The organism is Mesorhizobium sp. WSM4809 (assembly GCF_055811655.1).
Genome location: NZ_JBVVQW010000009.1, coordinates 190,001 through 215,418, shown reverse-complemented (window position 1 = coordinate 215,418; position 25,418 = coordinate 190,001). Strand labels below are relative to the sequence as shown.

The 25,418-nt window shown below is 62.7% G+C and carries 19 protein-coding genes, 1 tRNA gene and 2 rRNA genes; 7 read left to right on the top strand and 15 right to left on the bottom strand.

All coding sequences use genetic code 11. From position 1 onward, the window contains the following. Nucleotides 1-148 precede the first annotated feature (148 nt). Nucleotides 149-1,339, bottom strand: a complete 1,191-nt coding sequence (locus tag AC0L24_RS22480) for a M24 family metallopeptidase (RefSeq protein WP_292141543.1) — start codon at nucleotides 1,337-1,339, stop codon at nucleotides 149-151. 370 nt (nucleotides 1,340-1,709) lie between these two features. On the opposite strand from AC0L24_RS22480, the gene AC0L24_RS22475 reads away from it, so the two are divergent. From AC0L24_RS22475 to AC0L24_RS22455, 5 genes are all read left to right on the top strand, one after another. Next, nucleotides 1,710-3,320: an ABC transporter substrate-binding protein gene (locus AC0L24_RS22475; RefSeq protein ID WP_128363551.1), complete on the top strand. Its 1,611-nt coding sequence runs from the start codon at nucleotides 1,710-1,712 to the stop codon at nucleotides 3,318-3,320. A gap of 267 nt (nucleotides 3,321-3,587) precedes the next feature. Continuing rightward, nucleotides 3,588-4,574, top strand: coding sequence for an ABC transporter permease (locus AC0L24_RS22470; RefSeq protein WP_127809249.1), 987 nt, complete (start codon nucleotides 3,588-3,590; stop codon nucleotides 4,572-4,574). Then, complete coding sequence (locus AC0L24_RS22465; protein WP_127809248.1) at nucleotides 4,571-5,401, top strand: ABC transporter permease; 831 nt, start codon at nucleotides 4,571-4,573, stop codon at nucleotides 5,399-5,401. Before AC0L24_RS22470 ends, AC0L24_RS22465 begins: the two co-directional genes overlap by 4 nt. Next, on the top strand, nucleotides 5,398-6,411 hold the full coding sequence (locus AC0L24_RS22460) for an ABC transporter ATP-binding protein (protein WP_292334153.1): 1,014 nt from the start codon (nucleotides 5,398-5,400) through the stop codon (nucleotides 6,409-6,411). The genes AC0L24_RS22465 and AC0L24_RS22460 overlap by 4 nt, the downstream gene beginning before the upstream one ends. After that, complete coding sequence (locus tag AC0L24_RS22455; RefSeq protein WP_292334155.1) at nucleotides 6,408-7,208, top strand: ATP-binding cassette domain-containing protein; 801 nt, start codon at nucleotides 6,408-6,410, stop codon at nucleotides 7,206-7,208. The genes AC0L24_RS22460 and AC0L24_RS22455 overlap by 4 nt, the downstream gene beginning before the upstream one ends. A gap of 25 nt (nucleotides 7,209-7,233) precedes the next feature. Here the strand turns inward: AC0L24_RS22455 and AC0L24_RS22450 are convergent, their stop codons facing one another. Both AC0L24_RS22450 and AC0L24_RS22445 read right to left on the bottom strand, forming a co-directional pair. Continuing rightward, the gene (locus tag AC0L24_RS22450) at nucleotides 7,234-7,845 is read right to left on the bottom strand and encodes an NAD(P)-dependent oxidoreductase (RefSeq protein WP_127809246.1); all 612 of its coding nucleotides are present in this window, start codon (nucleotides 7,843-7,845) and stop codon (nucleotides 7,234-7,236) included. A 40-nt stretch (nucleotides 7,846-7,885) separates the two neighbouring features. After that, nucleotides 7,886-8,524 (bottom strand): DsbA family protein, encoded by a 639-nt coding sequence (locus AC0L24_RS22445; protein WP_127397363.1) that lies wholly within the window; start codon nucleotides 8,522-8,524, stop codon nucleotides 7,886-7,888. Nucleotides 8,525-8,655: 131 nt separating this feature from the next. On the opposite strand from AC0L24_RS22445, the gene AC0L24_RS22440 reads away from it, so the two are divergent. Then, nucleotides 8,656-9,573, top strand: coding sequence for a LysR family transcriptional regulator (locus AC0L24_RS22440; protein WP_127809245.1), 918 nt, complete (start codon nucleotides 8,656-8,658; stop codon nucleotides 9,571-9,573). A 12-nt stretch (nucleotides 9,574-9,585) separates the two neighbouring features. On the opposite strand, the gene AC0L24_RS22435 is transcribed toward AC0L24_RS22440, so the two are convergent. The 9 genes from AC0L24_RS22435 to AC0L24_RS22395 form a co-directional block, all read right to left on the bottom strand. Continuing rightward, the gene (locus AC0L24_RS22435) at nucleotides 9,586-11,202 is read right to left on the bottom strand and encodes a GMC family oxidoreductase (RefSeq protein WP_127809244.1); all 1,617 of its coding nucleotides are present in this window, start codon (nucleotides 11,200-11,202) and stop codon (nucleotides 9,586-9,588) included. Continuing rightward, complete coding sequence (locus AC0L24_RS22430) at nucleotides 11,199-12,713, bottom strand: FGGY-family carbohydrate kinase (RefSeq protein ID WP_127809243.1); 1,515 nt, start codon at nucleotides 12,711-12,713, stop codon at nucleotides 11,199-11,201. The genes AC0L24_RS22435 and AC0L24_RS22430 overlap by 4 nt, the downstream gene beginning before the upstream one ends. A 22-nt stretch (nucleotides 12,714-12,735) precedes the next feature. Next, on the bottom strand, nucleotides 12,736-13,578 hold the full coding sequence (locus tag AC0L24_RS22425; protein ID WP_127809242.1) for a class I fructose-bisphosphate aldolase: 843 nt from the start codon (nucleotides 13,576-13,578) through the stop codon (nucleotides 12,736-12,738). Continuing rightward, nucleotides 13,569-15,266 carry a glycerol-3-phosphate dehydrogenase/oxidase gene (locus tag AC0L24_RS22420; protein WP_127809241.1) on the bottom strand — a complete coding sequence of 566 codons (1,698 nt, stop codon included), beginning with the start codon at nucleotides 15,264-15,266 and terminating at the stop codon, nucleotides 13,569-13,571. The genes AC0L24_RS22425 and AC0L24_RS22420 overlap by 10 nt, the downstream gene beginning before the upstream one ends. Nucleotides 15,267-15,287: 21 nt before the next feature. Beyond that, nucleotides 15,288-16,283 (bottom strand): aldo/keto reductase, encoded by a 996-nt coding sequence (locus tag AC0L24_RS22415; RefSeq protein WP_473564160.1) that lies wholly within the window; start codon nucleotides 16,281-16,283, stop codon nucleotides 15,288-15,290. Next, on the bottom strand, nucleotides 16,280-17,260 hold the full coding sequence (locus tag AC0L24_RS22410; RefSeq protein WP_127321031.1) for a sugar-binding transcriptional regulator: 981 nt from the start codon (nucleotides 17,258-17,260) through the stop codon (nucleotides 16,280-16,282). The genes AC0L24_RS22415 and AC0L24_RS22410 overlap by 4 nt, the downstream gene beginning before the upstream one ends. A 25-nt stretch (nucleotides 17,261-17,285) precedes the next feature. Continuing rightward, nucleotides 17,286-18,209, bottom strand: a complete 924-nt coding sequence (locus AC0L24_RS22405) for an ABC transporter permease (RefSeq protein WP_236383556.1) — start codon at nucleotides 18,207-18,209, stop codon at nucleotides 17,286-17,288. Nucleotides 18,210-18,285: 76 nt separating this feature from the next. Beyond that, nucleotides 18,286-19,821: a sugar ABC transporter ATP-binding protein gene (locus AC0L24_RS22400; protein WP_127809239.1), complete on the bottom strand. Its 1,536-nt coding sequence runs from the start codon at nucleotides 19,819-19,821 to the stop codon at nucleotides 18,286-18,288. A gap of 96 nt (nucleotides 19,822-19,917) precedes the next feature. After that, nucleotides 19,918-20,949, bottom strand: a complete 1,032-nt coding sequence (locus tag AC0L24_RS22395; protein ID WP_013529471.1) for a substrate-binding domain-containing protein — start codon at nucleotides 20,947-20,949, stop codon at nucleotides 19,918-19,920. Nucleotides 20,950-21,348: 399 nt separating this feature from the next. On the opposite strand from AC0L24_RS22395, the gene AC0L24_RS22390 reads away from it, so the two are divergent. After that, entirely contained in the window at nucleotides 21,349-21,702 is a 354-nt protein-coding gene (locus AC0L24_RS22390) for a hypothetical protein (protein ID WP_127395615.1), read from the top strand. An 80-nt stretch (nucleotides 21,703-21,782) separates the two neighbouring features. Here AC0L24_RS22390 and AC0L24_RS22385 read toward each other — a convergent pair. The 3 genes from AC0L24_RS22385 to AC0L24_RS22375 form a co-directional block, all read right to left on the bottom strand. After that, nucleotides 21,783-21,859 (bottom strand) — tRNA-Met (locus AC0L24_RS22385). Between the two features lie 248 nt (nucleotides 21,860-22,107). Then, a 5S ribosomal RNA gene (rrf, locus tag AC0L24_RS22380) occupies nucleotides 22,108-22,222 on the bottom strand. A 152-nt stretch (nucleotides 22,223-22,374) separates the two neighbouring features. Continuing rightward, nucleotides 22,375-25,195 (bottom strand): 23S ribosomal RNA (locus AC0L24_RS22375). Between the last annotated feature and the right edge of the window lie 223 nt (nucleotides 25,196-25,418).

Below are 25,418 nucleotides of genomic sequence, written 5' to 3'. Positions count from 1 at the left end.
TCCTCCCGGCGGACAAGAAAACTGTCACCCATCTAATCAGTCCATTCTGTTACCTATCTATCCGGTTCGGACACTGCCCCTCTTCTCCCCGTCACTATACGGGGAGAAGGTGCCGGCAGGCGGATGAGGGGCAGCGCCCGCCTTCGTCCTAAAGAGTACCACCCCTGTTCCAGCCCCGACCCCGGTCGCCGAACATCGCATAACCAGCATCCGTCACCGCCAGCGTGTCCTCCAGCTTGATGAAGCCCCGCGTCGGGTGAAGCATGGTTGTCTCCACCGACAGCACCATGTTCCTTTCCAGCGGCTTGGCCGCATAGGTGCCTTCATAGGTCACCGGGTGGTTGGTCATCAGGAACGGCGCCTCGTGCGTGATCAGGCCCATGCCATGGGCGAAGAAATCCGTGTAGGCCGCGACCTTCGAAGCCTTCAGCACGCCCTCGGCATGGGAAATCATGTCGCCGCCCAGCGTGCCCGCTTTGACTTTTGAGAAGGCCGCCTGCTGCACCGTCTCGACCTCGGCCAGCAGATCTTCCAGTTCGGCATCCGGTTCCCCGAGAATGCCCATCCGGCAGAGGTCGCCGATATAGCCGTGATAGTTGCCGCCGGAATCGATTGACAGCACCTCGCCTTGCTTCCACGCCTGCGGCGAGGCGGCGCGGTTGTGGCTGGAGCCCAGCGTCAGCAGGCAATATTCGAAATGGATGCCGCGATTGGTTTCCTCGCGCCGCAGCTGTTCGATGATCTCGCCCTTGGTCGTGCCTTCGCGCGCCCAGGCTATGGTCGCCAGCATGGAATCGGTGATCAGTTCAGAGGCCGTGCGCAGCTTCTCCAGTTCGGCATCGGTCTTGATGGCGCGCATGCGCTCCAGCATGTCGGTCGCATCGATCAGCCTGGCATCCGGCAACGCCTTGCGGATCAGCGTATAGGCGTCCGACGGCAGGAAGCCGGGCTCGATGCCGATGCGCGCGCCCGCCTTGCCGATCTTCTGCAGATGCTCGACCGCAAGGTTGGCGGCGTCGAGCGTGCCCCAGCAGGCGGCGTGCAGCGTCGGCGTCCAGAACGGGTTGTTCTGATGCTCGCCGCCCTCCATGCGGTTGCCGATATAGGCGGCATGGTCCGGCCCGCCCTTTTCGTACACCATGATCGGCAGGTATCGGCTGTGGCCGATCGCATCCATGGCGGCGAAGAAAATGAACTTGTAGCCGCCCAGCAGGTATTGCGTGTTGTGCTTGGAGGTGGCGAGCAGCACATCGATGCCGGCCTCCTCCATCAGCCGGTCGACCCTTGCCTGGTCGAACGGGATATTGCCGACCGCATTCTTGCCCGGAGCAATGTTCATCTGTCTCTCCCTGAATAGCCGGATCGCCGCTGTTCCGCTCCCGATCCCTTGGCAGCGGTCAAATCTGCACCATTTTGCCCGTTCTGGTCCAGCCAGAAACAGATGAAATGTCGCCTCTCTATGTTTCTGTGTTGTCATTCGTCACATATTCAATCAATCTGGTCCTACCAGAATGATCAAATTGAGCCACGCCCTCCAAACTGGTCCAGCGGACGAAAATTTCAAAGCCAAGCGAGGATGCGCCAATTCCGTCTCTGGCGAAACCCTCGGCAAGGCTCATAATCGCCGCCGCAAGGATGCCGGTGGGCTTGCCGGCGTCTGAGGGGTATTGGCGCACCCGACCGGGTCGCGGAGAGGACGGAGTTCGATCATGTCAGGTTTCACGATTTCCAGACGCACGATGCTTGCCGGCTCGGCAATGCTGCTGGCCTCCACCGCAATGCCGGCACCGGGCTGGGCGCAGACGCCAAAGAAGGGCGGGCGGCTGGTGCTTGCCGCCGATTCCGAACCGCGCAACCTCAACCCGGCGATCGTCGCCTCCAACGGCGTCTTCTTCATCTCCAGCAAGATCGTCGAAACGCTGGCCGAAGCCTCCTTCGACGGCAAGGACGGTCTCGCGCCACGGCTGGCGCTGAGCTGGGAAGGTGCCGCCGACGGGCTCTCGGTGACGTTCAAACTGCGCGACGGCGTCAAATGGCATGACGGCAAGCCGTTCACCTCGGCCGACGTCGCCTTCTCGGCGCTGCAGATCTGGAAGCCGCTGCAGAATCTCGGCCGCACTGTGTTCAAGGATCTGGCCAGCGTCGACACCCCCGACGATCTCACCGCCGTGTTTAAGTTCGCCAAGCCGACGCCGTTCCAACTGATCCGCAACGCGCTGCCGGCGCTGAGCAGCGTGGTGCCGAAGCACATCTATGAGGTCGGCAAGATCGCGGAAAACCCGGCCAACAACGCGCCGATCGGCACCGGACCGTTCAAATTCGGCGAGCACAAGGCCGGCCAATATTACCGGCTGACGAAGAACACCGATTACTGGGGCAAGGACGAGCCCTATCTCGACGAGATCATCTATCAGGTGCTGCCGGATCGCACGTCAGCGGCGAGCGCGCTGGAGGCTGAAGAGATTCAGCTGGCGGCCTTTTCCGCCGTGCCGCTGGCCGACCTCGACCGCATCTCCAAGGTGCCGGGCCTGAAGGTGATTTCCAAGGGCTATGAAGGGCTGACCTATCAGCTTGTCGTCGAGATCAACCATCGCCGCAAGGAACTGGCCGACGTCAAAGTCCGCCAGGCGATCGCGCATGCCATCGACAAGGATTTCGTCGTCAAGACGGTGTTCCTCGGCTATGCCGCGACAGCCACCGGCCCGGTGCCGAAGAACGATCCGCAATTCTACACCGCCGACGTGCCGACCTATGCCTTCGACGTCGCCAAGGCCAACGCGCTGCTTGACGAGGCTGGCTACAAGAAAGGCGCCGACGGCAACCGCTTTTCGCTCAAGCTGCTGCCTGCGCCCTATTTCAACGAGACCAAGCAGTTCGGCGACTATCTGCGCCAGGCGCTCGCCGCCATCGGCATCGATGCTCAGCTGGTCAACAACGACTCGGCCGCGCACATCAAGGCGGTCTACACCGACCACGCCTTCGACCTCGCTGTCGGCCCGCCGGTGTTCCGCGGCGATCCGGCGATCTCGACCACCATTCTGGTGCAGAGCGGCATTCCGGACGGCGTGCCGTTCTCCAACCAGGGCGGCTACAAGAACGACGCGCTCGACGCGCTCATCGCCAAGGCGTCGGAGACGCTCGATACATCAGCCCGCACCGACCTCTACAAGGAATTCCAGAAGGAGGTGGCCACCGACCTGCCGCTGATCAACGTCGCCGAATGGAGTTTTATCAGCGTCGCGCGCGACACGGTCGGCAACATCGCCAACAACCCGCGCTGGGCGGTGTCGAACTGGGCGGACACGTATTTGGAATCGTGACAGAATTGCGCGGATGAAAATTCGCGAAATCAGCGTAGGCGTTGAGCCCTACGAGGCCCCCCTCTGTCCTGCCGGACATCTCCCCCTCAAGGGGGGAGATTGGCTGGCCGCACCGTCGGCTGATTTTCCTGCAGCGTCGAACATTGGCGAAACCATAAATGACTTCCGATCTCCCCCCTTGAGGGGGAGATGTCCGGCAGGACAGAGGGGGGCGCTCAGGCGCGACATCTCTCTTGGGCGACTCAGTGCCAAGCCTCCGACGCCCGCATGACCCGCGCCCTCACGCTCATCCGCCGTCGCCTTATCGGCAGTGTCTTCGTGCTGCTGATCGTCGTCGTCGGCACGTTCCTTTTGCTCGAGGCCGCCCCCGGCGACGCGGTCGACGCCTATATCGTCTCGACCGGTGGCGACGCCGGCATGATCGAGCTGTTGCGACATCGCTGGGGTCTCGACCAGTCGGAGCTGACGCGGCTCGCCAACTATCTCTGGGCGCTGTTGCATCTCGATCTCGGGCAGTCGGTGACCTTCTCCAGGCCGATCCGCGACGTGATCCTCGAACGCCTGCCCAACACGCTGCTGTTGATGGTCAGCGCCACCGCGCTCTCCTTCGGGCTCGGCTCGGCACTCGGCATCTATGCCGGCGCGCGTCCGGGCAGTTTTCGCGACCGCTTCCTGTCGATCGGCTCGCTCGCGCTCTATGCCGTGCCGGGTTTCTGGCTCGGACTGGTGCTGATCGTCGTCTTTGCCGTCGACCTCCGCTGGCTGCCGATCGGCGGCATCGAAACCCTGGCCTCTGACAAGACCGGCCTTGATCGCGCAGCCGACATTGCCATCCATCTCGCCCTGCCCGTTTCCGCCCTCGGATTCATCTACCTGGCGCTCTATCTGCGCATGATGCGCGCCGGCATGGCCGAGGTCTGGCGGCAGGATTTCGTCCTGGCCGCACGCGCCAAAGGATTGTCACGCCGCCGCATCGTGCTCGCCCACGTCGCCCGCAACGCATTGCTGCCGCTGGTCACCATGCTCGGCCTGCAATCGGCGCAGATGCTCGGCGGCAGCGTCGTTATCGAGAGCGTGTTTTCCGTGCCCGGCCTCGGCCGCCTGGCGCAGGAGGCGGTCGCCTCCCGCGATACGCCGCTTCTGCTCGGCATTATCCTCACCAGCGCCGTCCTGGTCATCGTCATCAATTTGCTCGTCGACATCGCCTACGCCTTGCTCGATCCGCGCGTAGGCGCCAGCGAGGCCGGCGCATGAGCCCGCTCCGCCGCTTTCTGCGCACGCCCGAGGCGGTCGCCGGCGCCATGCTCCTGGCGGCGCTGATCGCTATGGCGCTGTCGGCGTCGCTGCTGTTCCCCGGCGACCCGCAGGCCATCGCCGGCCCGGCGCTGCTGCCGCCGTTCCAGGACTGGTCGCTGCCGCTCGGCACCGACCGGCTTGGCCGCGACGTACTGGCCGAGCTTTTCCACGGCGCCCGCACATCGCTGGCTGTCGGGCTCGCGGCTGCGGCCGCCGCACTTGTCGTCGGCGCCGTGGTCGGCACATTGGCCGGCTTTGCCGGCGGCCTCGTCGACGAGGTGCTGATGCGCATCACCGACGCCTTCCAGACCGTGCCGAGCTTCCTGCTGGCACTGGCCTTCGTCAGCGTCGTCGGACCGTCGCTCGGCGTCGTCGTGATTGCCATCGCGCTCGGCACCTGGACCGGACCAGCCCGGGTCGCCCGCGCGGAAGTCCTCTCCATTCGCGAACGCGATTATGTCGCCGGAGCCAGGGTCATCGGCATGCACCCGCTGGCGATCGCCTTTCGCGAGGTGCTGCCCAATGCCCTGCCGCCGGTGCTGGCGATGTCGTCGGTGATCGTCGCCGCCGCGATCCTCACCGAAGCGGCGTTGTCGTTCCTCGGCCTGGGCGATCCCAACCGGGTCACCTGGGGCGGAATGATCGCCGAAGGCCGCGCCGTCCTGCGTACCGCGCCCTTCCTGTCGATTGTCCCGGGCATAGCGTTGGTGCTGACCGTGCTCGGCGTCTATCTCGCCGGCGAAGGCATTGTCGAGACGACAGCAGTCAGGAGAGGCCTGTCGTGACCACGCTCGCTTCGATCCGCGACCTGACGGTGACCTACCGCCGTGACAGCAATGAGGTGGCAGCGCTGAGGAGTGTAAGCCTCGATATTGCCAATGGCGAACGCCTCGCCATCATCGGCGAAAGCGGTTCAGGCAAAAGCACGCTGGCACTGGCGATTGCCGGGCTGCTGCCTGCGTCCGCCAAGGTTGATGGGCGGATCGATTGGTTCTTACATCCGCCGTTGGGCGCCAAGGCGCCCCCCTCTGTCCTGCCGGACATCTCCCCCTCAAGGGGGGAGATTGGCAGTTTCGCTGTCGGCTCATCTCCTGCAACGTTGGTGATTGGCGAAGGCGGAAATAAGGGCGCAATCTCCCCCCTTGAGGGGGAGATGTCCGGCAGGACAGAGGGGGGCCTCTTAGAGCGCGAAGTCCGAAAGTCTTCCCTCAAACAGAGCTACATCCCCCGCCTCGGCCGCGACATCGGCTTCGTCTTCCAGGACCCCTCAGCCAGCCTCGATCCTGTCATGACCATCGGCAAGCAAATCGCCGAAGTCGCCCGCACCCATCTCGGCCTCACCTGGTCCCAGTCCTATGCCAGGGCCAAAAGCCTGCTGGAGCGCGTCCGCCTGCCGGACCCGGACTCAGCCTTGCGCGCCTTCCCGCATCAGCTTTCCGGCGGCCAGAAGCAGCGTGTGGCGATCGCCGCAGCCATTGCGGCCGGTCCGAAATTGCTGATCGCCGACGAAGCGACCAGCGCGCTCGATACCATCGTGCAGGCCGAGATCGTCGCCTTGATCCGACGCCTGGTGACCGAGGACGGCATGACGCTGCTGTTCATCAGCCACGACATCGCGCTGGCGGCCGAGCTTGCCGAGCGTGTCGCTGTTTTCCGTCATGGCCAGTTGGTCGAGCTTGGCATGACGGCGCAGATTGTCGGCGCCCCGGCCCAGCCCTATACGCGCGCACTGCTTGATGCCCATATCGGCCTCGACACCAGGCCATTGCTGAACCGAGCAAGGCTCCACGCATGAGCCTGCTGGCGGTGTCCAACCTGACCAAGCGCTACCGTCGCGGCAACAAGACCATCGCTGCCGTCGACGATGTCTCCTTTCACATCGACCCCGGCGAAACGCTGGCATTGGCCGGACCTTCCGGCAGCGGCAAGTCGACGATCGCGCGGTTGGTGCTGCGATTGATCGAGCCGGACGCCGGGCGCATCGAATTCGAAAGCGACGATTTCCTGGCCCTGCGCAGCACAGCGCTGCGAGCACGCCGCGCACGCCTGCAAATGGTGTTCCAGGATCCATTGGCCGCCTTCAATCCGCGCGCCACGGTGGCGCGTGTGCTCGACGATCCCCTACGCATCCATGGCATCGCCTCCCGCGCCGAGCGCCCGCGCCGCATCGCCGCCTTGCTGGAGCGCGTCGGGCTGACGGCGAACCTCGCCCCGCGTGCCATCCATGAGATCTCCGGCGGACAGCGGCAGCGCGTCGCCATTGCCCGCGCCATCGCCACGAAGCCGTCGCTGATCGTGCTCGACGAGGCGGTGTCGGCGCTCGACGTCTCCGTGCGCGGGGAGATCCTCGAGCTTTTGATCGACCTGCAACGCCAGGAAAAGATCGCCTATCTCTTCATTTCACATGATCTCGGCGTCATCAGGTCGGTCGCCCACCGCGTCATCCTTCTCGATGCCGGCCGGATTGCCGAAAGTGGCGATGCCCAAACCGTCATCGACGCACCGCAATCGGCCATCGGCAAGGCGCTGGTGGCGGCAGCACCGAGATTGAACCGGACCCTGATGCGGCTGGCGTCGGCCGGCCTCGATTGAGACCCGGCCGCCGCCACCCGTTCGCTCAATAGCCGACGGTGAAGCGCTGCCTGATATGGGCTGGCTTCTCGATCTCGTCGACCATGACGATCGCGTAGTCCTCGAAGGAAATGCTGCTGCCCTTGTCGGAGGCGAGAAGTGTGTCCTTGCCGAGGCGGAATTTGCCGGTGCGCTCGCCAGGCACGAACATGGCGGATGGCGACAGGAACGTCCAATCGAGGTCGTCGACCGTCTTCAATCTGTCCAGGAAGTCGGCGCCTTTCTGCGCTTCGGCCTTGTAGATGTCAGGGAAGTCGGGGCTATCGACCAGCCGCTTGCCCGGTGCGACTTCGAGACTGCCGGCGCCGCCGACGACGAGATAGCGCTTCACGCCGGAGGCGCGCACCGCCTCGATCAGCGTATCGGCATCGCTGTCCAGGAAATGCACGGAGCTGATCACCGCGTCATGGCCGCGGATCAGGTCGGCGAGACCTTGTCTGTCGAAGACATCGCCCTTCTTCGCCGTCACGCCCGGAAGCGCGGCGATCTTTTCCGGGTTGCGCGCAATGCCGGTGACGGTGTGGCCGCGATCGGAGAGTTCCCTGAGAAGGCGTGAACCGACGGCGCCCGATGCACCAATGAGAGCGACTTTTGCCATGTCTGTTTCCTTATTTCTTGTTGGGGTCTGGAGGATGGGATCACGCCGCCGCGATATGGGCGACGAGATTGTCGAAGCTGCCGAACAGCGCGTTCGAACCGATGAGCCGGGGCGCATCATTGCGGATGACCGAGAGCGAAGGTACGCCATCGGCATGCAGGCGCTGGAACAGCGCACGGCCACGGCCAACCAGATCGCGGTGAGCCGTCAGCAATGTTTCAGTCGGCGCCTTGAGCATTTCGGCGGCGTCCGCCATGCCGGCGGCGGCGAGCACCTCGGCCACACCGCCGATCGTCACGACATCGCGTCCTTCTACATAGCGCGCATGCTGGATCGTCTTCAGCGCCGCAAGCCGGCGGCTGGGATCTTCCAGGCCAGCGGCACTGATGCCGAGTGTGGCGGCATGTGAGTCGAGCAGGGTCCCACGGACATTGAGGACATTGTGCCGATAGGCCGGCGTGAAGGATTGTCCGGTCAGGCGCTCGATGCGCTGGTCGTTCGCCCAGGCATGCGCCGCAAAGCCTTCATCCATCGGACGCGCGCCGGCGCCGGAAAACAGGCCGGTCGGCAGCAGTTCGACGTTCAGGCCGGCGGCCGACAACCGGTCGAGCATCGGAGTGGCGCCATAGCACCAGCCGCAGAGCGGATCGAAAAGATAGGTCACTTCTGAATTGCTCATAGTCGCTGCCATTCCTGCCCGGCCACCGGACTCGTCGAGGCCGTCGCTCATATGTGGCAGACGGCAGCCTTGCGATAAATGGCGCCCAATTATACAAACTGTCTGATCTGATCATACAAAGGGCAGCCAGCTTGGCCGAACTTCTGAACCTCAATCGACTCGCCTACTTCACCACGGTCATGGAAACCGGCTCTTTCACTGCCGCGGCCGACCGGCTTGGCGTCGCCAAGGCCGTGGTCAGCCATCAGATCGGCAAGCTCGAAGAGGAGCTGGGCGCAACGCTGCTGCAGCGCACGACCCGGCGTGTCACGCCGACCGAAGAGGGCCGCCTCTTCTATGACCGCGCGATGATCATCCTGCGCGAAGCGGAGGCGGCCTATGGCGAAATCTCGCGCGGAGCCGTCGAACCGAGCGGAACGCTGAGGCTGACGGCGCCACTCGACTACGGCACCAAGATCGTGGCTCCGGTCATGGCCGCCTATCTCAGAACCTACCCGCATATGCGCGTCGAGGCGATCTTCGACGACGCCGTCAGCAATCTGGTGGACGAGCAGATCGATCTCGGCATCCGCGTCGGCTGGCTCACCGATTCCTCGAACCAGGCGCGGCGCCTGGGGACGATCCGGCAGATCGTGGTGGCGAGCCCTGGCTTCGCGGCGAGCCTGCCGCCCGACGTGACGCCGCGCCAGGCAAGATCGCTGGCCTGGGTCGGCAACACCCAGTTGCGCGGCATCGGCCAATGGCTGTTTTCCAGGGATGGCGAGACGGTGCTGACCGAGCTCAATCCGGTGATCATGTGCGACAAGAGCCCCGCCGCCCTGGCTTGCGTGCTCGCCGGCATCGGGCTCGGCGTCTTTCCGGACTACAGTGTCAGCGACGATATCGCCGAAGGACGGCTGGTGCCGGTGTTTGCCGACTGGAGCCTGCCGTCAGGCGGCATCCACGCGGTCTTTCCGCCGGCCCGGTTCCGGCCCGCCAAGGTGCGCACCTTCGTCGATCTGCTCGCGGCGGCCGAGAGACGGCGATCGCGCGGTGTTGCCGCGGCTTGAAGCCGATGGCGGTCAGCGGGCCTCTTGCAGGATCATCTCGGCTGCCTTTTCCGCGATCATGACGACCGGCGAGTTGGTGTTGCCCGAGACGATTGTCGGCATGATCGAGGCATCGACCACGCGCAGCCCGCCAAGCCCGTGAACACGCAGGCCGTCGTCGACCACCGCCATCGTATCCGAACCCATCTTGCAGGTGCCGACGGGGTGGAAGATCGTCGTGCCGATATCGCCGGCCTTGCGGATGAGTTCTTCGTCGCTGTCATACTGCGTGCCGGGCAGCATCTCTTCCGGCGCAAAGCGCGCCACCGCCTGTGCCTTCATCAAACTGCGGACATGACGCAACGACGCGACGGCCACGCTGCGGTCCCCCTCGGTGGAAAGATAGTTCGGCCGGATCTTCGCCGCCTCCCGCACGTCGGCTGAACCCATGTGCACGCTGCCCCGGCTTTCGGGACGCAGATTGCAGACCGAGACGGTGACCGCGGGAAAGCGATGCAGCGGCTCGCCCAGACGGTCGGTGCTCAGCGGCTGCACATGGTATTCGAGGTCGGGGGTTGCGAGACGCGGATCGCTCCTGGCGAAGATGCCGAGCTGGCTCGGCGCCATCGACAGCGGCCCGCTGCGCTTGAGCGCGTATTCCAGCCCCATCGACGCACGGCTGACCAGATTGTGGTAGCGCTGGTTGAGCGTGGCGGTGTTGGCGACCTTGAAGACCGTGCGGATCTGCAAATGGTCCTGCAGGTTTTCTCCGACGCCCGGCAAGGCGTGACGAACATCCACGCCGATGCTCGAAAGCAGGTCGGGGCGGCCCACCCCCGACAGTTCGAGCAGCTTCGGCGAGTTGATGGCACCGGCCGCAAGGATCGTCTGTCCAGCGCGGACCTGATGCAGGCGGCCGCCTCGGCGGAAAATCAGGCCGGTGACGCGCCGGCCGTCGAATTCGAGCCGTTCGGTCTCCGCGCCGAGCACCACGCGCAGGTTCTTGCGCGCCGCTATACCGCGCAGGAAGGCCTTCGATGTGTTCCAGCGCACGCCCTTCCTTTGGTTGACCTCGAAATAGCCCGAGCCTTCATTGGTGCCGGTGTTGAAGTCTTCGGTGCGCGGAATGCCGAGTTCCTCGGCCGCGTCCCGGAAGGCGTCAAGGATTGGCCATGACAGCCGTTGCCGTTCGACCCGCCACTCGCCGCCGCTCCCGTGCATGGCGCCTTTGCCGCCGTGATAGTCTTCCGATTTGAGGAAATAGGGCAACACGTCGTCCCAGCCCCAGCCGGCATTGCCGGCCTGACGCCAGCCATCGTAGTCGGCTGCCTGGCCGCGCATGTAGATCATGCCGTTGATCGATGAACAGCCGCCAAGCACCTTGCCGCGCGGATAGTTGAGGCTGCGTCCATTGAGACCGGCTTCCGGCTCGGTCTTCATCATCCAGTCGGTGCGCGGGTTGCCCATGCAGAAGAGATAGCCGATCGGGATATCGACCCAGTGATAGCGGTCGCTGCCGCCGGCCTCGAGCAGCAGCACATTGTTGCGCGGATCGGCGGAGAGCCGGTTGGCGAGCACGCAGCCGGCGGAGCCGGCGCCGACGATGACGTAGTCGTAACTGCCGAACGGGGACGGTGGAGCTTCGGTCACGTGCGCGCCTGCTGTCCGGCGATGCGCTCCCACATCGGGGTCATCGCCTGGTTGATCTCGCCGTACAGTCGATACCGTCCCGCATATGCATCGGCAACCGCCTCGTTGGGTACAAAATGTCGGGCGGCCGCAGTCATGGCGGCGGCACCTGCGCTGTAGTCCGCGAAAATGCCGACGCCGGTGCCCGCCGCGATCGCCGCTCCCAGCGCGCCGGTTTCGCGGCTGCGCGCCACGGTGACGGGCACGCCGAGCACATCGGCGAATATCTGCGGCCAGACGCTGCTGCGCGAGCCGCCGCCCGACAGCACCACCTGGTCGAAATCAGCGCCCGCTTTGTGCAAGGTCTCGACATGGCGCTTATGCTCGAAGGCAACGCCCTCGAACAGCGCACGCAGCAGATGGGCCCGGCTGTGCCAGCCGGCGATGCCGTAGAAGCCGGCGCGCGCATGGCCATTCTGCTGCGAGCCGTAGAGGAAGGGATGATAGATCGGGATGTCGCTGTTGGGATCGACGGACGCCACCAGTTCGCTGCACAATTCGAACGGCGACTTGCCGGCTTCGCCACCATGTTCGAGGAATTCGCGAACGATCCATTCGAGATTGGCGGCCGAGGTGGCACTGGATTCGATCGCCAGATAGCGCTGGCGGTCGAAAGTCGACAGCATGAAGATCGACTGGTCGCGGATCGGTTCGTCGGTGATGACCTGGTTGATGCTCCAGGTCCCTGCGATAACCGATGCGGCGCCGGTTCTGGTCACGCCCGAACCGACCGCACTGGCGACGACATCGAACAGCCCGGCGACGACCGGCGTGCCGGCGCGCAGTCCCGTCAGGGCCGCCACCTCCGCGCTCACATGACCGGCAATGTCGGCCGATTCCAGCACTGGCGGCAGCAGGTCCATGCAATCGCCGAGCCCATAGGCGGCAAGCAGGTCCGGCTCGTAGCGGCGGTCCTGCATCTGCAGCAGGCCGCAGCCCGACATGTCTGAAGTGTCGCTGCTGCGCGCACCAGTCAGGCGGTTGACGACGAAATCCTTGCACAGGAACACAGTTCCGATGCTGGCGAACAAAGCCGGCGAAAAGCGCTTGAGCCAGGCAAGCAGGGTCGGCGTCTGCGCCGCCCACGGCCGTTGCAGGCAATGTGCATAGGTGCGGTCGCCGACATTCTGTTTTGCCCATTCGGCAACGATGCCGACCGCGCGTGTGTCGAGCGACTGGATGCCGATCAATGGCGCGCCCGTGCGATCGAGCGCGTAGAGCCCGTTGCCATGACCGGCGCAGCCGATGGCGACTATCTCGCCGGCGTCGATGCCGGCTTCAGCGATGCATTGGCCGATGACCGAAACCGCGTTGCGCCAGAGTTCGTCGAGGTCGCGTTCGACATGTCCGGGCTTTGGCATGGACGAGCGGCCGTCACGGGCGGCGAATGCCAGTTCGCGGCCGGACAGGTCGAAGAGGATGGCCTTGATGACGGTGTTGCCGGCATCGAGACCGAGGATATAGCTTGCCATTGGCGCCTCCCGAGGCCGCAGCCTAGGCCTGGTTGTACAGATCCCAGGCCGTGCCGCCATCGGCATCGTCGTGAATGATCGCCATCAGCCCGCGCACGACAGCGCTCGGGTTGGCGTGCTGGTAGATGTTGCGGCCATAGACCATGCCAAGCGCACCCTGTGCCATCAAGGCGGCCGACTTGTCGAACACGGCACGCAGATCCTCCTTGCCGCCGCCGCGCACCAGCACCGGGCAGCGCGCCGCCTCGACGACGCGGTGGAAGTCGTTGGGATCGGTGGTCGGATCGGCCTTGACGATATCAGCACCCATTTCACGGGCAAGCCGGGTCAAGGTGACGATCTTTTCGGCATCGCCGTCGACCATGTAGCCGCCATGCTCTGCGACCGGCAGCATGGCCAGCGGCTCGATCATCAGCGGCAGGCCGTATTTCTCGCAATCGGCGCGCACGCGGGCGATGTTCTGCACGCATTGCCGGAACAGGTCGGGTTCGTCGGGCAGCATGAACAGATTGACCACGACGCAAGCCGCATCCATCTCGATGGCGCCAAGCAAGGGCTCGGCTTCGTTCTGCAGCACCGCCCACATCGCGCGGTGGCGTATCCTGTTATAGGGATTGCCCATGTCGATGCGCATCACCAGCGCCGGCTTGTCCTTGCCCGGCACGGCCTGCAGCAGATCGGCCTGGCCGTAGTTCATCTGGATGGCGTCGGGGCCCGCCTTGACCAACTGGGTGACGACACCGGCCATGTCTTCCAGCCCGGCAAGGAAGCTCGGCTCGTTGCAGACACCGTGATCGATGGCTACGTCGAGGCAGCGGCCGCCATCGAACAGCCGGTTCATGCGGACTTTCTTGTTTATGCGCATAGGGCGCTCCTTTGATGCGTCTGGAGATCGATGCCGTGCCGGTAGGCCAGCAAGGTGAGGAAGGTCGAGCGCTGGGTGGCGGCCTCGCTGGCGCTCCAGCCCTTGTGCGCCGCCAGCATGTCGAGAACGGCATTGACGAGGTCGAAACTGAGACCGCCCGAAATGGCGATGGCGGTGCGGCGCAGGAACAGGTCGGCGAGGCACTCGACCTGCTCGCGCTCGATGATGCGCCCTATCTCGTTTGCCGAATAGTCCGACCGCGGCAGCATCTGTTCGCCCGCCGGGTGCGAAACGAAATCCCTGGCCGACGTGCCATAGCGCTGCAGAAGTGTGCGCGCGCGCTCGACCGGCAGGCCATGCTCGGCGGCGAATGACGCGCACCAGGCGTCCGGATCGGCGGGGAAATCGCGGCCGCCACCGATGGCCATGTCCTGCGTGCCCTGGCTGCGCGCGAGGCCGAGCCGCTTCAGCGCCATGTCGGCGGCCAGCGCTCCAAACGAACGGAAGGTGGTCCACTTGCCGCCGATCATGCACAACGTCGCCGGCAGATGTCCGGCCGGTTCGACGAACTCGCAAAAATGATCGCGCGGTATGCGGCCCGTAAAACTGTCTTCGCTGGCGGGCAAAGGACGCACGCCGGCAAAGCGGAACACGATCTGGTCATCGCTAACCTTGATCGAGGGGAAGACGAAGGCGAGCGACTGCAGGATGTAGCGCTGCTCGTCCTCTTCGCAACGGACCTGGTCCGGATCGTCCACCCGGATGTCGGTCGAGCCGATCAGCACCTTGCCTAGATAGGGAAACAGGATGCAGATGCGCCCGTCCTCGTTCTCATAGTAGACCATATGGCCGCCGAGCGCGTCGAGCAGTTCGCCGTTGTCGACGATCAGATGCGACCCCTTGGTACCGCCCATCATCGTCTGCGCCGTTGCCCCGATGGCCTTGTTGGTCAGGTCGATCCAGCCGCCGGTGGCGTTGATGACCAGTTGCGGCCGCACCGGCAGCTCTTCGCCGGTCAGCGTGTCGGTGATGACAAGGCCATCGCCTGTCGACGACACCTGCGCATAGTTCAAGGCGCGGGCATTCGTCGCGCTCGCCATGGCGTCCAGCAGCATCTCCAGGCCGAGGCGCTCGGGCCGGCTCACCCAGGCGTCGTAGTAGGTCGCCGAATTGCGGATCGCCGGGTTGATCGCCGGCCATGTCTTCAGGGTTTCGGCGCGGCCCCTGAACCGGTGCGTCGGCATCATACGCCGTGCAGCGGTGAAAAGGTCATACATGGCAAGCCCAGCCTTGATGACCAGCGCCCCGCGCCGGCTGGGCCGCCGCGTCAGCCCCAGGAAACGCACCGCACCGTTGGCGAGACCGGAGAAAATGTCGAAGATCGGCACCGTCGTCGGCAGCGGAGCCACATAGTGCGGGGCATTCCTCAGCAGCCGGTCGCGTTCGAGCAGCGATTCGCGCACCAGTTTGAATTCGCCGTTTTCAAGGTAGCGCAGGCCGCCATGCACCATGCGCGACAGGGCGGCGCTGGCGCCGCTGCAATAATCGCCCTTTTCCGCCAGCACGACATCGACGCCTTGCAGGGCCAGTTCGCGAAAGACGCTGATGCCGTTGATGCCGCCACCGATGACGAGCACGGCGATATCAGGCCGGTCGCGCAGACCGGCTAACGTATGGCTTCGGTTCATCGGGGCTGTTGCCTTTTTTGCTCAGGCATCCATCGCGGTGAGATGCGCGGCTGCCGCGGCGTCGATTGCCGCTAGCTCGCTTGCCGCAAGCGTGATCTCGCCGGCCCGTGCATTGTCGAGCGCCTGTTCGGGATTGCGCGCGCCGCACAGGGCGAAGGTGATGCCCGGCTGGGCGAGCGTCCAGGCGATGACGATCTGCGCCATCGACGCCTGGTGGCTCTCGGAGATCGGGGCGATGGCCTCTTTCAGCTTTGCGACCTTCTGCCGGTTGGCCGTGGAAAAGCGTGGGTTGTCCTTGCGCTGGTCGTCGCCGCCGAATGTGCGGCCCGGGTCGACCGTGCCGGTGAGCAGGCCCAGCGCCAGCGACGAGTAGCTGAGGGTGGCAATGTCATGGCGGCGGGTGATCGGCAGCAGGCTGCTCTCGAGGTCGCGGTCGATCATCGAATAGCGCTCCTGGATCGCATCGAGCTGGCCGGCATCGATATACTGGCCAAGATCCTCGGCGCTGATGTTGCTGGCGCCAATGGCGCGGATCTTGCCGGCTGCCTTGAGCTTTTCCAGCACCGCCACCGTCTCGGCGATCGGGGTCGTCGGATCCTGCCAATGGGTGATATAGAGGTCGATGTAGTCGGTGCCCAGACGGCGCAGGCTCTGCTCGACCTCATAGGCAATGCCGTCGGCGCCGAGATAGCGATGCACAGGCTTGCCGTCCTGATCGAAGAAATGGCCGCCCTTGCCCGAATGCCAGTTCAGCCCGCATTTGGTCGCGATCACCACTTTGTCGCGCTTGCCCTTGATGGCGGTGCCGACGATCGCCTCGCTGCGGCCAAGACCGTAGGCCGGCGCTGTGTCGATCAGGCTGAGGCCGGCATCGATCGAGGCTTCGATCGCCCTGACCGACTCCTTCTCGTCGGTGCCGCCCCACATCCACCCGCCAATCGCCCAGGTGCCCAGGCCTACGGCCGACGCCGATATGCCGGACTTGCCGATCTGCCGCTGGATCTGTCGAGAATTCATGCTACCTCCTGTTCGGCCAGCTCGAGGATCTGGAGCCCCGTGGCCTCGTCCGTGACGATGGTGTCGAGATGGTTGCCGCGAAGGGCGGCGAGGATCGGCGCGACCTTGCTGGGGCCGCTTGCAATGCCGATCGAGCGCGGGATGGTCGCGAACTCGTCAAGCGTCAACGAGACCAGCGAACGGTTGAGCGAGTAGTTGCAAAGCTTGCCCTGGCGGTCGATGAGATGAGCGAGCAGCTCGCCTGTCGCCCCGGACTTCTCGATCGCCTGGCGATCGGCATTCGAGGACGGATGCAGGTCGTAGTAGCTGGAATCGTCGGTCAGGATGGAGCCGACACCCACCACCGCGACATCCGCCTCGCGCGCCTTGCGAAACACGTCGGCGACGGAGCTGATGCCCATCAGCATTTCGCGCTGCTGCACGGTGTCGGCAAACAGCGGCGCATGAATCTGATAGGCGCGGCCGCCGAGCTTGTCGGCCATCAGCGAGGCGACGTGGTTGACGTCGGTGTAGTGCTTGCCCTGCACCAGGCCGGTTGCGGGAATGATCTCGACGTCATATCGGCGCCCCGGCTTGAGACCGGCGACCAGCGCGCTGACGCCCTTGCCGCCGGTGATCGAGATCGTGTCGCCGTCCTTGATGGTGTCGAGCAGCAGCCCAGCCGCCGCCTCGCCGACCCGCTGCAGGGCCGTGTGCGGATTCTCGGAGACCGACGGCACCACCATCGCCCGCTCGATGCCGCCCAGCGCAACCAGCCGTGCTTCCAGGTCGACCAGATGGTCGATCGGTGACTTGATCTTGATCTCGACGAGGCCGAGCTGGTGGCCGCGCTTGATCAGCCGGTTGACCGTCGCGTGCGAGATGCCGAGTTCCCCGGCGATCTCGGCCTGGGTCTTGCCTTCGACGTAATGCAGGACAAGCGCCTGGTGCATTTGACGAACAGCGGCGATGTCGTCGCGGGTGTTGGGAGGGGCCATGGTCTTGCTGCGGTGCCTTTAGAGTTCAGGACTTCTTGCGATGCAGGAAGTGATCGATCGATACGGCTGCGAGCAGGATGCATCCCTTGATCATGTCCTGCCAATAGACCGAGACATCGAGCAGGATAAGCGAGCTCGTCACCACCGACAGCAACGCCATGCCGAGGATCGCTCCGAAGATGGTGCCCGAGCCACCATTGAGCGAGGCGCCGCCGATGACGGCCGCGGCGATGATGTTGAGTTCCATGCCGGCGCCGAAGGTCGGTGTCGCCGCGCCGAAGCGCGCCATGTAGATGACACCGGCCAGTCCGGCCAGCGTCGAGCACAGCACCGTGACCCAGAACTTCACCTGATTGGTCCTGATGCCGGAGAACTGCGCGGCCTTCTCGTTGGAGCCGGTGTAGAAAACCTTGCGGAAGGCCGTGGCGCGACGCAGCAGGAAGTCGAAGATCGCCACCACGACGATGAAGATCAGGATGACATAGGGGATGTTGTTGAAGCTGCCCTGGCCGATGGCCTTGAAGGCCGGCGGCAGGGTGAACAGCGACAGCGGCGTACCTTTGGTGACGACCAGGCACATGCCGCGCACGATGACCATGGCCGCCAGCGACGTGATGAAATGATTGAGGCCTATCACCGTGACGAAGAAGCCCATCGCCGCGCCGATCAGCGCGCTGACGCCGATGCCGATCAGGCTTGCCGTCCAGGGATCGAGGCCGGCAAGGAACAGCGCACCCGAGACCACCATCGAGAAACACACGACCGAGCCGACGGAAAGGTCGATGCCGCCGACGATGAGCAGGATCGTCATTCCGACGACGACGATGCCTTCGATGGAAAAGCTCATCAGCATGGCGCGGAAATTGCCCCATGTCAGGAAGTGCGGCGAGGCGAAGCTCATGGCGATGCACAGCGCCAGGATGATGACGATCAGCCCGGCCTCGCGCATCGAGGCGAGCTGAGCGAAATTGATGCGCCGCCCGGCGGCCTTGATCTCGGCGTGCACGAGCGCTTCTCCTGATTCCCTAGGCGACATTCTGGGCCTGCCTTTGATTTGAACTGTCTTGAACGCCAGAGGCGAGCATGATGATGGCTTCCTCGCCGAGCTCGCTGGCGGTGAGTTCGCCGGCGATCCTGCCTTCGCGCACCACGACAACGCGGTCGCACAAGCCAATCAGCTCCGGCAGTTCCGACGAGATGACGATGACGCCGACACCGCTGCCGGCAAGCTGGCGCAGCAGCCGGTGGATCTCGACCTTGGCGCCGACATCGATCCCGCGCGTCGGCTCGTCCATGATGATGACTTTGGGACTGACGGACAGCTGCCTGGCGATGGCGACCTTCTGCTGGTTGCCACCGCTCAGCGTCGAGACGGCGGCATCGATGCCGGCCATGCGCACGCCGAGCCTGCCGGTCAGCTCCTTCGCCTGACGATCCTCGGCCTTGCGGTCAAGCAGGCCGAGGCGCCCGGTCAGCCTGGCGAGGTCGAGCGCGGAGATGTTCGCCGCGATCGGCAGATCGAGGAACACGCCGGAGCCTTTGCGGTCCTCGGAAAGGTAGACCAGCCCCGCCTTGACCGCATCGCCATAGCCGCGCAGCCGGAGCTGCTTTCCGTCGAGCGCGACGGTTCCAGACGTCCTTGGCCTCAGACCACAGACCGTTTGCGCGATCTCGCTGCGGCCGGCGCCGATCAGGCCGCCTATGCCCAGAATTTCGCCGGCACGAAGCTGCAGATCGACGTCGGCGAAACGGCGGCCATCGGAAAGCCCCTCGACCGAGAGAAGCAGGCGCCCAGGCTCCTGCGGCGCCAGCTTGTCGGGATAGAGCTGGGTGATTTCGCGGCCGACCATCTTGCGTACGACATCGTCCGGTGAGACGGTTGCGATCGGATCGGTCGCCACGTAGCGGCCGTCGCGGAAGACGGTGACGCGGTCGCACAGCGAGAAGATCTCGGCCATGCGGTGGCTGATATAGACCACCGAAATGCCCCGCTCCTTGAGCCCGCGCACGATCGAGAACAGACGCTGCGCTTCGCTTTCGGTCAGCGCCGCGGTCGGCTCATCGAGCATCAGCACCTTGCAGTCGAGCGTCAGCGCCTTGGCGATCTCGACAAGCTGCTGGTTGGAAATGGAGAGGTCGGCAACCCTGGTACGCACCGGAATGGGCGCGAGCAGGTCCATGACCTTCTGGGCGTCGGCGTAGAGTTTTTGGAAATTCATCAGCGGCGCGCGCCGGCTGTTGATCGCGGCCATGTAGATGTTTTCGGCAACCGTCGCGTCCTGGCAGAGCGCGATCTCCTGGTGGACAAGCGCAATGCCGAGACGTTGCGCGGCTGCGGGCGAGTGGATCGAAATGCGCTCGCCATCGATCAGGATGTCGCCCTCGTCGGGCTGCAATACACCGGCGATCATGTTCATCAGCGTCGACTTGCCGGCGCCGTTCTCTCCGCACAGTGCATGGATTTCGCCGCGCCGCAGCTCGAACCGTACGTCGCTCAGCGCCTTGACCGGGCCGAACGCCTTGGACAGGCCACGGATTTCAAGAATGGGCGCCTGGGTCACGCCGTGCTCCTGCGATGAACCTGCGGGGGAGGAAGGAGGCCGAAGCCTCCTTCCCGGTTAATCCGGCCATGCCGAGGCCGGGCGGCGAGATCGAGACTATTCCTCGATGCCCTTGGTGCCGCGACGCTTGAGGTACTTGTCCCAGTAGAAGTCATCCGCATTGTCCTTGGAGACAATGGAGAAGCCATTGTCGACGAAGGGCACGCTCATCGGGTTGAAACCCGAACGCTTGGCGTCGTTCATCGGATCGATCAGGCCGGGATGCTTGGCCATCCACAACAGCATGAAGCCCATATAGCCCTGCATGCCCTGGTTTGGATTGACCGAGCCGAAGATCTCGCCGGCCTTGATCATGTCGAGGATCTTGGCGTTGACGTCGGCGAGCATGACGCGGATCTTGCCACCGCCTTCCTTGGCGGCCTGGGCAGCGCCGATGGCCGAGTTGGCCTCCGGCATGAACACGGCGCCAAGATCAGGATGCGCCTGCGCCAGGCTCAGAACCGCCTGATAGGCCTTGGTGGGATCCTGGTTCGAAGCGGCGCGGCCGACGAGCTTCATGTCAGGCCATTTGGCTTCCATGCGGGCAACGAACGCGTTGACGCGCTTGTCGTGGTTGTCCTGGCCGGGATTCTCCAGCACCGCATATTCGCCCTTGCCGTCCATCGCCTTGGCAACGGCGTCGGCGGCATAGGTGCCTTCGGCATTGTTGTCGGAAGTGATGTAGGAGACGCGCTTGGAATTCGGCGAGTCGGCGGCGAAGGTCACCACCGCGGTGCCCTGTTCGATGGCGCGGTTGATCGGCTCTATGAATGGATCGGAATTCATCGGATGCACCAATATGCCGGCCGGCTTCTGCGCCAGTGCCTGGTCGAAGGTGGCGATCTGCTTGTTGACGTCGTATTCCGGCGTACCCGTATAGGCGGTCTCGCAGCCGAACTGCTGGCCGGCCTGCTTGAACATTTCATAGACCGGGAACCAGTATTCGACGCCCGAGACCATGACGTTCATGACGTATTTTTCACCCGGCTCGCATTTGAACGGGTTTGGGGTTTCGGCGCGTACCTGCATCGACCCAAAGCAGGTCGATGCAGCCGCCGCGATTGCGAGCGTGCTCAGAAATTTGCGCAAGTTTCCTCCCTTGGCCGAAGCCATCCTCAATGACCGTCGCAGGCGCTCACCGAGCGCTGCCGTATGGATTTGATGATGCCGACCTTCCTCCGAAAGCCGACGATCGGGACATTACAACCTCGGCGCATGTTGTCAATATAATTCAGATATTGAAATATATTTCACAACCTACTTCCGGGGAGTCATACGCTCCGGTCGACGAAGGTGGTCGCAGGCCGCCAAGGTGGGCCAGGCAAGGCCTTTCCGGCCTTTTTGGCCGCGAACCGGGGAGTGTGGTTGGAGTATCTGCACCCAGGAGTTCGCGCGGTGCCCTCCCGCCGGCCGCGTCTTATCACGTGAAGCCCAGATCTTGTTTGATAAGCATCTGCTCCGGGCGCGGCGTGACGCTCTCCATGTCGCTTGGCCAAGAAGTCTGCTGCTGCGTCGGCTTACAGCAGCCTTGACCACCCGGAGTATTCCGAGAACCTTCGGCTGTCCCCCGAATGCGAACGGCCCGCTGGCTGGTGCCTGGCGAACTGTTTGTTTGGTGCAGATTGGTTTGCAGGGGACGGGATTGGTTTTTTTGTTCCGCAGCTGGGCTTCGCCTTGTTGCGGGCGCCTGATCCGGGGCAATCGGTGGCCAGCCAAGATGAACATCAAAACGGTCCGCCGGCATTGTTCCTGGCGGATTGTTTGCTTACCGAAGTTTGGTTGGGGAGAGGATTTGAGTTTTCTGTCTGGCGGCTTGGGCTTGGCCTGCTTGGGGGCGCCTGATGACATGACGGGTTAAACGCCGGCACCAGGGCAAAAAACAAAAGAGCCCGCACGAGGCGGGCTGTTTGTTTAGTGAAGTTTGGTTGCGGGGACAGGATTTGAACCTGTGACCTTCAGGTTATGAGCCTGACGAGCTACCGGGCTGCTCCACCCCGCGTCACCTCTTAGCAAGCGTTTGCTTGCTAATCTTAGCAAGCGTTTGCTTGCTAATCTAAGCAAGCGCTTGCTTGCGTTCCTAAGCAAGCGTTTGCTTGCTTTTTTGTGTAAGCCGAGGCCTACAGATAGGTATATAGCTGACCAAATGAAAGGGCCGCTTACGCGGCCCGTGATCCCTTGGCGGGCCATTTCATAAAGAGAAGACATCACTCCATCCGATTGGATGTGAGTTCAACGTGCGTTTAGCAGACCTGGCAGCGACCTACTCTCCCGCGTCTTGAGACGAAGTACCATCAGCGCTGGAGCGTTTCACGGCCGAGTTCGGAATGGGATCGGGTGCAGCCGCTCCGCCATAACCACCAGGTCGGCAAAACGCACGTTGTTCGAGAAGCTTTTGAGCGAAGGAGCACAAAGAGGCATCGGCAGCGGAGCTGTCGGGTGCCTCTCGGGGCTATTCGCTGGTCTTTTTTGTGCCTGTCATCCTCCGATTTGGAGCGATGAGCATAAGGAATGAGAACGATCAAGCCGATCGAACTATTAGTACCGGTAAGCTTCAAGCGTTGCCGCTCTTCCACACCCGGCCTATCAACGTGGTCGTCTTCCACGGTTCTCAGGGAATACTCGTTTTAAGGTGGGTTTCCCGCTTAGATGCCTTCAGCGGTTATCCCGTCCGGATATAGCTACCCTGCTATGCGGCTGGCGCCACAACAGGTCCACCAGAGATCCGTCCATCCCGGTCCTCTCGTACTAGGGACAGATCCTTTCAATATTCCTACACCCACGGCAGATAGGGACCGAACTGTCTCACGACGTTCTGAACCCAACTCACGTACCGCTTTAAATGGCGAACAGCCATACCCTTGGGACCTGCTCCAGCCCCAGGATGCGATGAGTCGACATCGAGGTGCCAAACAACCCCGTCGATATGGACTCTTGGGGGTCATCAGCCTGTTATCCCCGGCGTACCTTTTATCCGTTGAGCGATGGCCCTTCCACGCGGGACCACCGGATCACTATGACCGACTTTCGTCTCTGCTCGACTTGTCAGTCTCGCAGTCAGGCAGGCTTATGCCATTGCACTCAGCGAACGATTTCCGACCGTTCTGAGCCCACCATCGCGCGCCTCCGTTACTCTTTAGGAGGCGACCGCCCCAGTCAAACTACCCACCATACATTGTCCCGGACCCGGATAACGGGCCGCGGTTAGACATCCATAGTAATAAGGGTGGTATTTCAAGGGTGGCTCCACCTGAGCTGGCGCCCAGGTTTCAAAGCCTACCACCTATCCTACACATGCCACTACGAATGCCAATGTAAAGCTATAGTAAAGGTGCACGGGGTCTTTCCGTCTAACCGCAGGAACCCCGCATCTTCACGGGGAATTCAATTTCACTGAGTCTATGCTGGAGACAGCGGGGAAGTCGTTACGCCATTCGTGCAGGTCGGAACTTACCCGACAAGGAATTTCGCTACCTTAGGACCGTTATAGTTACGGCCGCCGTTTACTGGGGCTTCGATTCAGAGCTTGCACCCCTCCTCTTAACCTTCCAGCACCGGGCAGGCGTCAGACCCTATACGTCGTCTTGCGACTTCGCAGAGCCCTGTGTTTTTGATAAACAGTCGCTACCCCCTGGTCTGTGCCACCCTCCTCTACTTGCGTAGAAAAGGGTCACGCTTCTTCCGAAGTTACGCGTGCAATTTGCCGAGTTCCTTCAGCATAGTTCTCTCAAGCGCCTTGGTATACTCTACCAGACCACCAGTGTCGGTTTCGGGTACGGTTTATAAGGAGGAGCTATTTCCTGGAACCACGCAGCAGCCCGTTCAATCCGATAAGATTGGACTACCTCAATGATCCGTCACTACCTCCAAGCCCACGAATATTAACGTGGTTCCCATCGACTACGCGTTTCCGCCTCGTCTTAGGGGCCGGCTAACCCTGCTCAGATTAGCTTTAAGCAGGAACCCTTGGTCTTTCGGCGGGGGAGTCTCTCACTCCCCTTACGTTACTCATGTCAGCATTCGCACTTCTGATACCTCCACCACCCCTCACGGGTATGGCTTCATCAGCTTACAGAACGCTCCGCTACCGCTTGGCCCTTGCGGACCAAACCCTAAGCTTCGGTGTATGGCTTTAGCCCCGTTACATTTTCGGCGCAAAGACCCTTATTTAGACCAGTGAGCTGTTACGCTTTCTTTAAATGATGGCTGCTTCTAAGCCAACATCCTGGTTGTTTTGGGATCCTCACATCCTTTCCCACTTAGCCATAACTTGGGGACCTTAGCTGTAGGTCAGGGTTGTTTCCCTTTTCACGACGGACGTTAGCACCCGCCGTGTGTCTGCCGACTAGTACTCCCAGGTATTCGGAGTTTGGTTAGGTTTGGTAATCCGGTGAGGACCCCTAGCCCATCCAGTGCTCTACCCCCTGGGGTATTCGGTCGACGCTCTACCTAAATAGATTTCGCGGAGAACCAGCTATTTCCGAGTTTGATTGGCCTTTCACCCCTAGCCACAAGTCATCCCGAACTATTGCAACAGTTATGGGTTCGGTCCTCCAGTAAGTGTTACCTTACCTTCAACCTGCTCATGGCTAGATCACTCGGTTTCGGGTCTAATGCGACGAACTGAACGCCCTATTCAGACTCGCTTTCGCTGCGCCTACACCTAGCGGTTTAAGCTTGCTCGTCACACTAAGTCGCTGACCCATTATACAAAAGGTACGTGGTCACCCAGGACGAACCTTGGGCTTCCACTGTTTGTAGGCAATCGGTTTCAGGTACTCTTTCACTCCCCTTGTCGGGGTGCTTTTCACCTTTCCCTCACGGTACTAGTTCGCTATCGGTCATGCACGAGTACTTAGGCTTGGAGGGTGGTCCCCCCAATTTCAGACAGGATTTCACGTGTCCCGCCTTACTCGAGGACGAGTGATTGCATTACGCGTACGGGGCTGTCACCCACTATGGCCCTACTTTCCAGAAGGTTCCGCTTGTCTCTCAATCGCCACTGGCCTGGTCCGGGTTCGCTCGCCACTACTTCCGGAGTCTCGGTTGATGTCCTTTCCTACGGGTACTTAGATGTTTCAGTTCCCCGCGTTCGCCACTTTACCCCTATGTATTCAGGGTAAGTTACCTATTATCGATACTTGGAAACCACAGCAGCAAGTCGGCCTTGCGACCTCCGGCTGCTCTGATTTTCCAAGTACCTTAGGTGGGTTTCCCCATTCGGAAATCTACGGATCAAAGGGTATTCGCACCTCCCCGTAGCTTATCGCAGCGTATCACGTCCTTCATCGCCTGTGCATGCCAAGGCATCCACCAATTGCCCTTAAGACACTTGATCGTTCTCATTGCCAATGCCCACCTGCGCAATCCCGAAGGGACTGTCGCTTCAGCCTTCCCCTTGCGAGGTTAGCGTCCGCGCAATCCCGAAGAGATTGTCGCCTGAACCGGATCCTGTGCGGGACCCAATTCGATGTCATTGGCACAAAAAGACCAGCTTCTCGAGATCGGTTCGAGGGTGCGGTTAGGCAAGCCCATCATATGCGGGAGATTGAGCGTCTCCC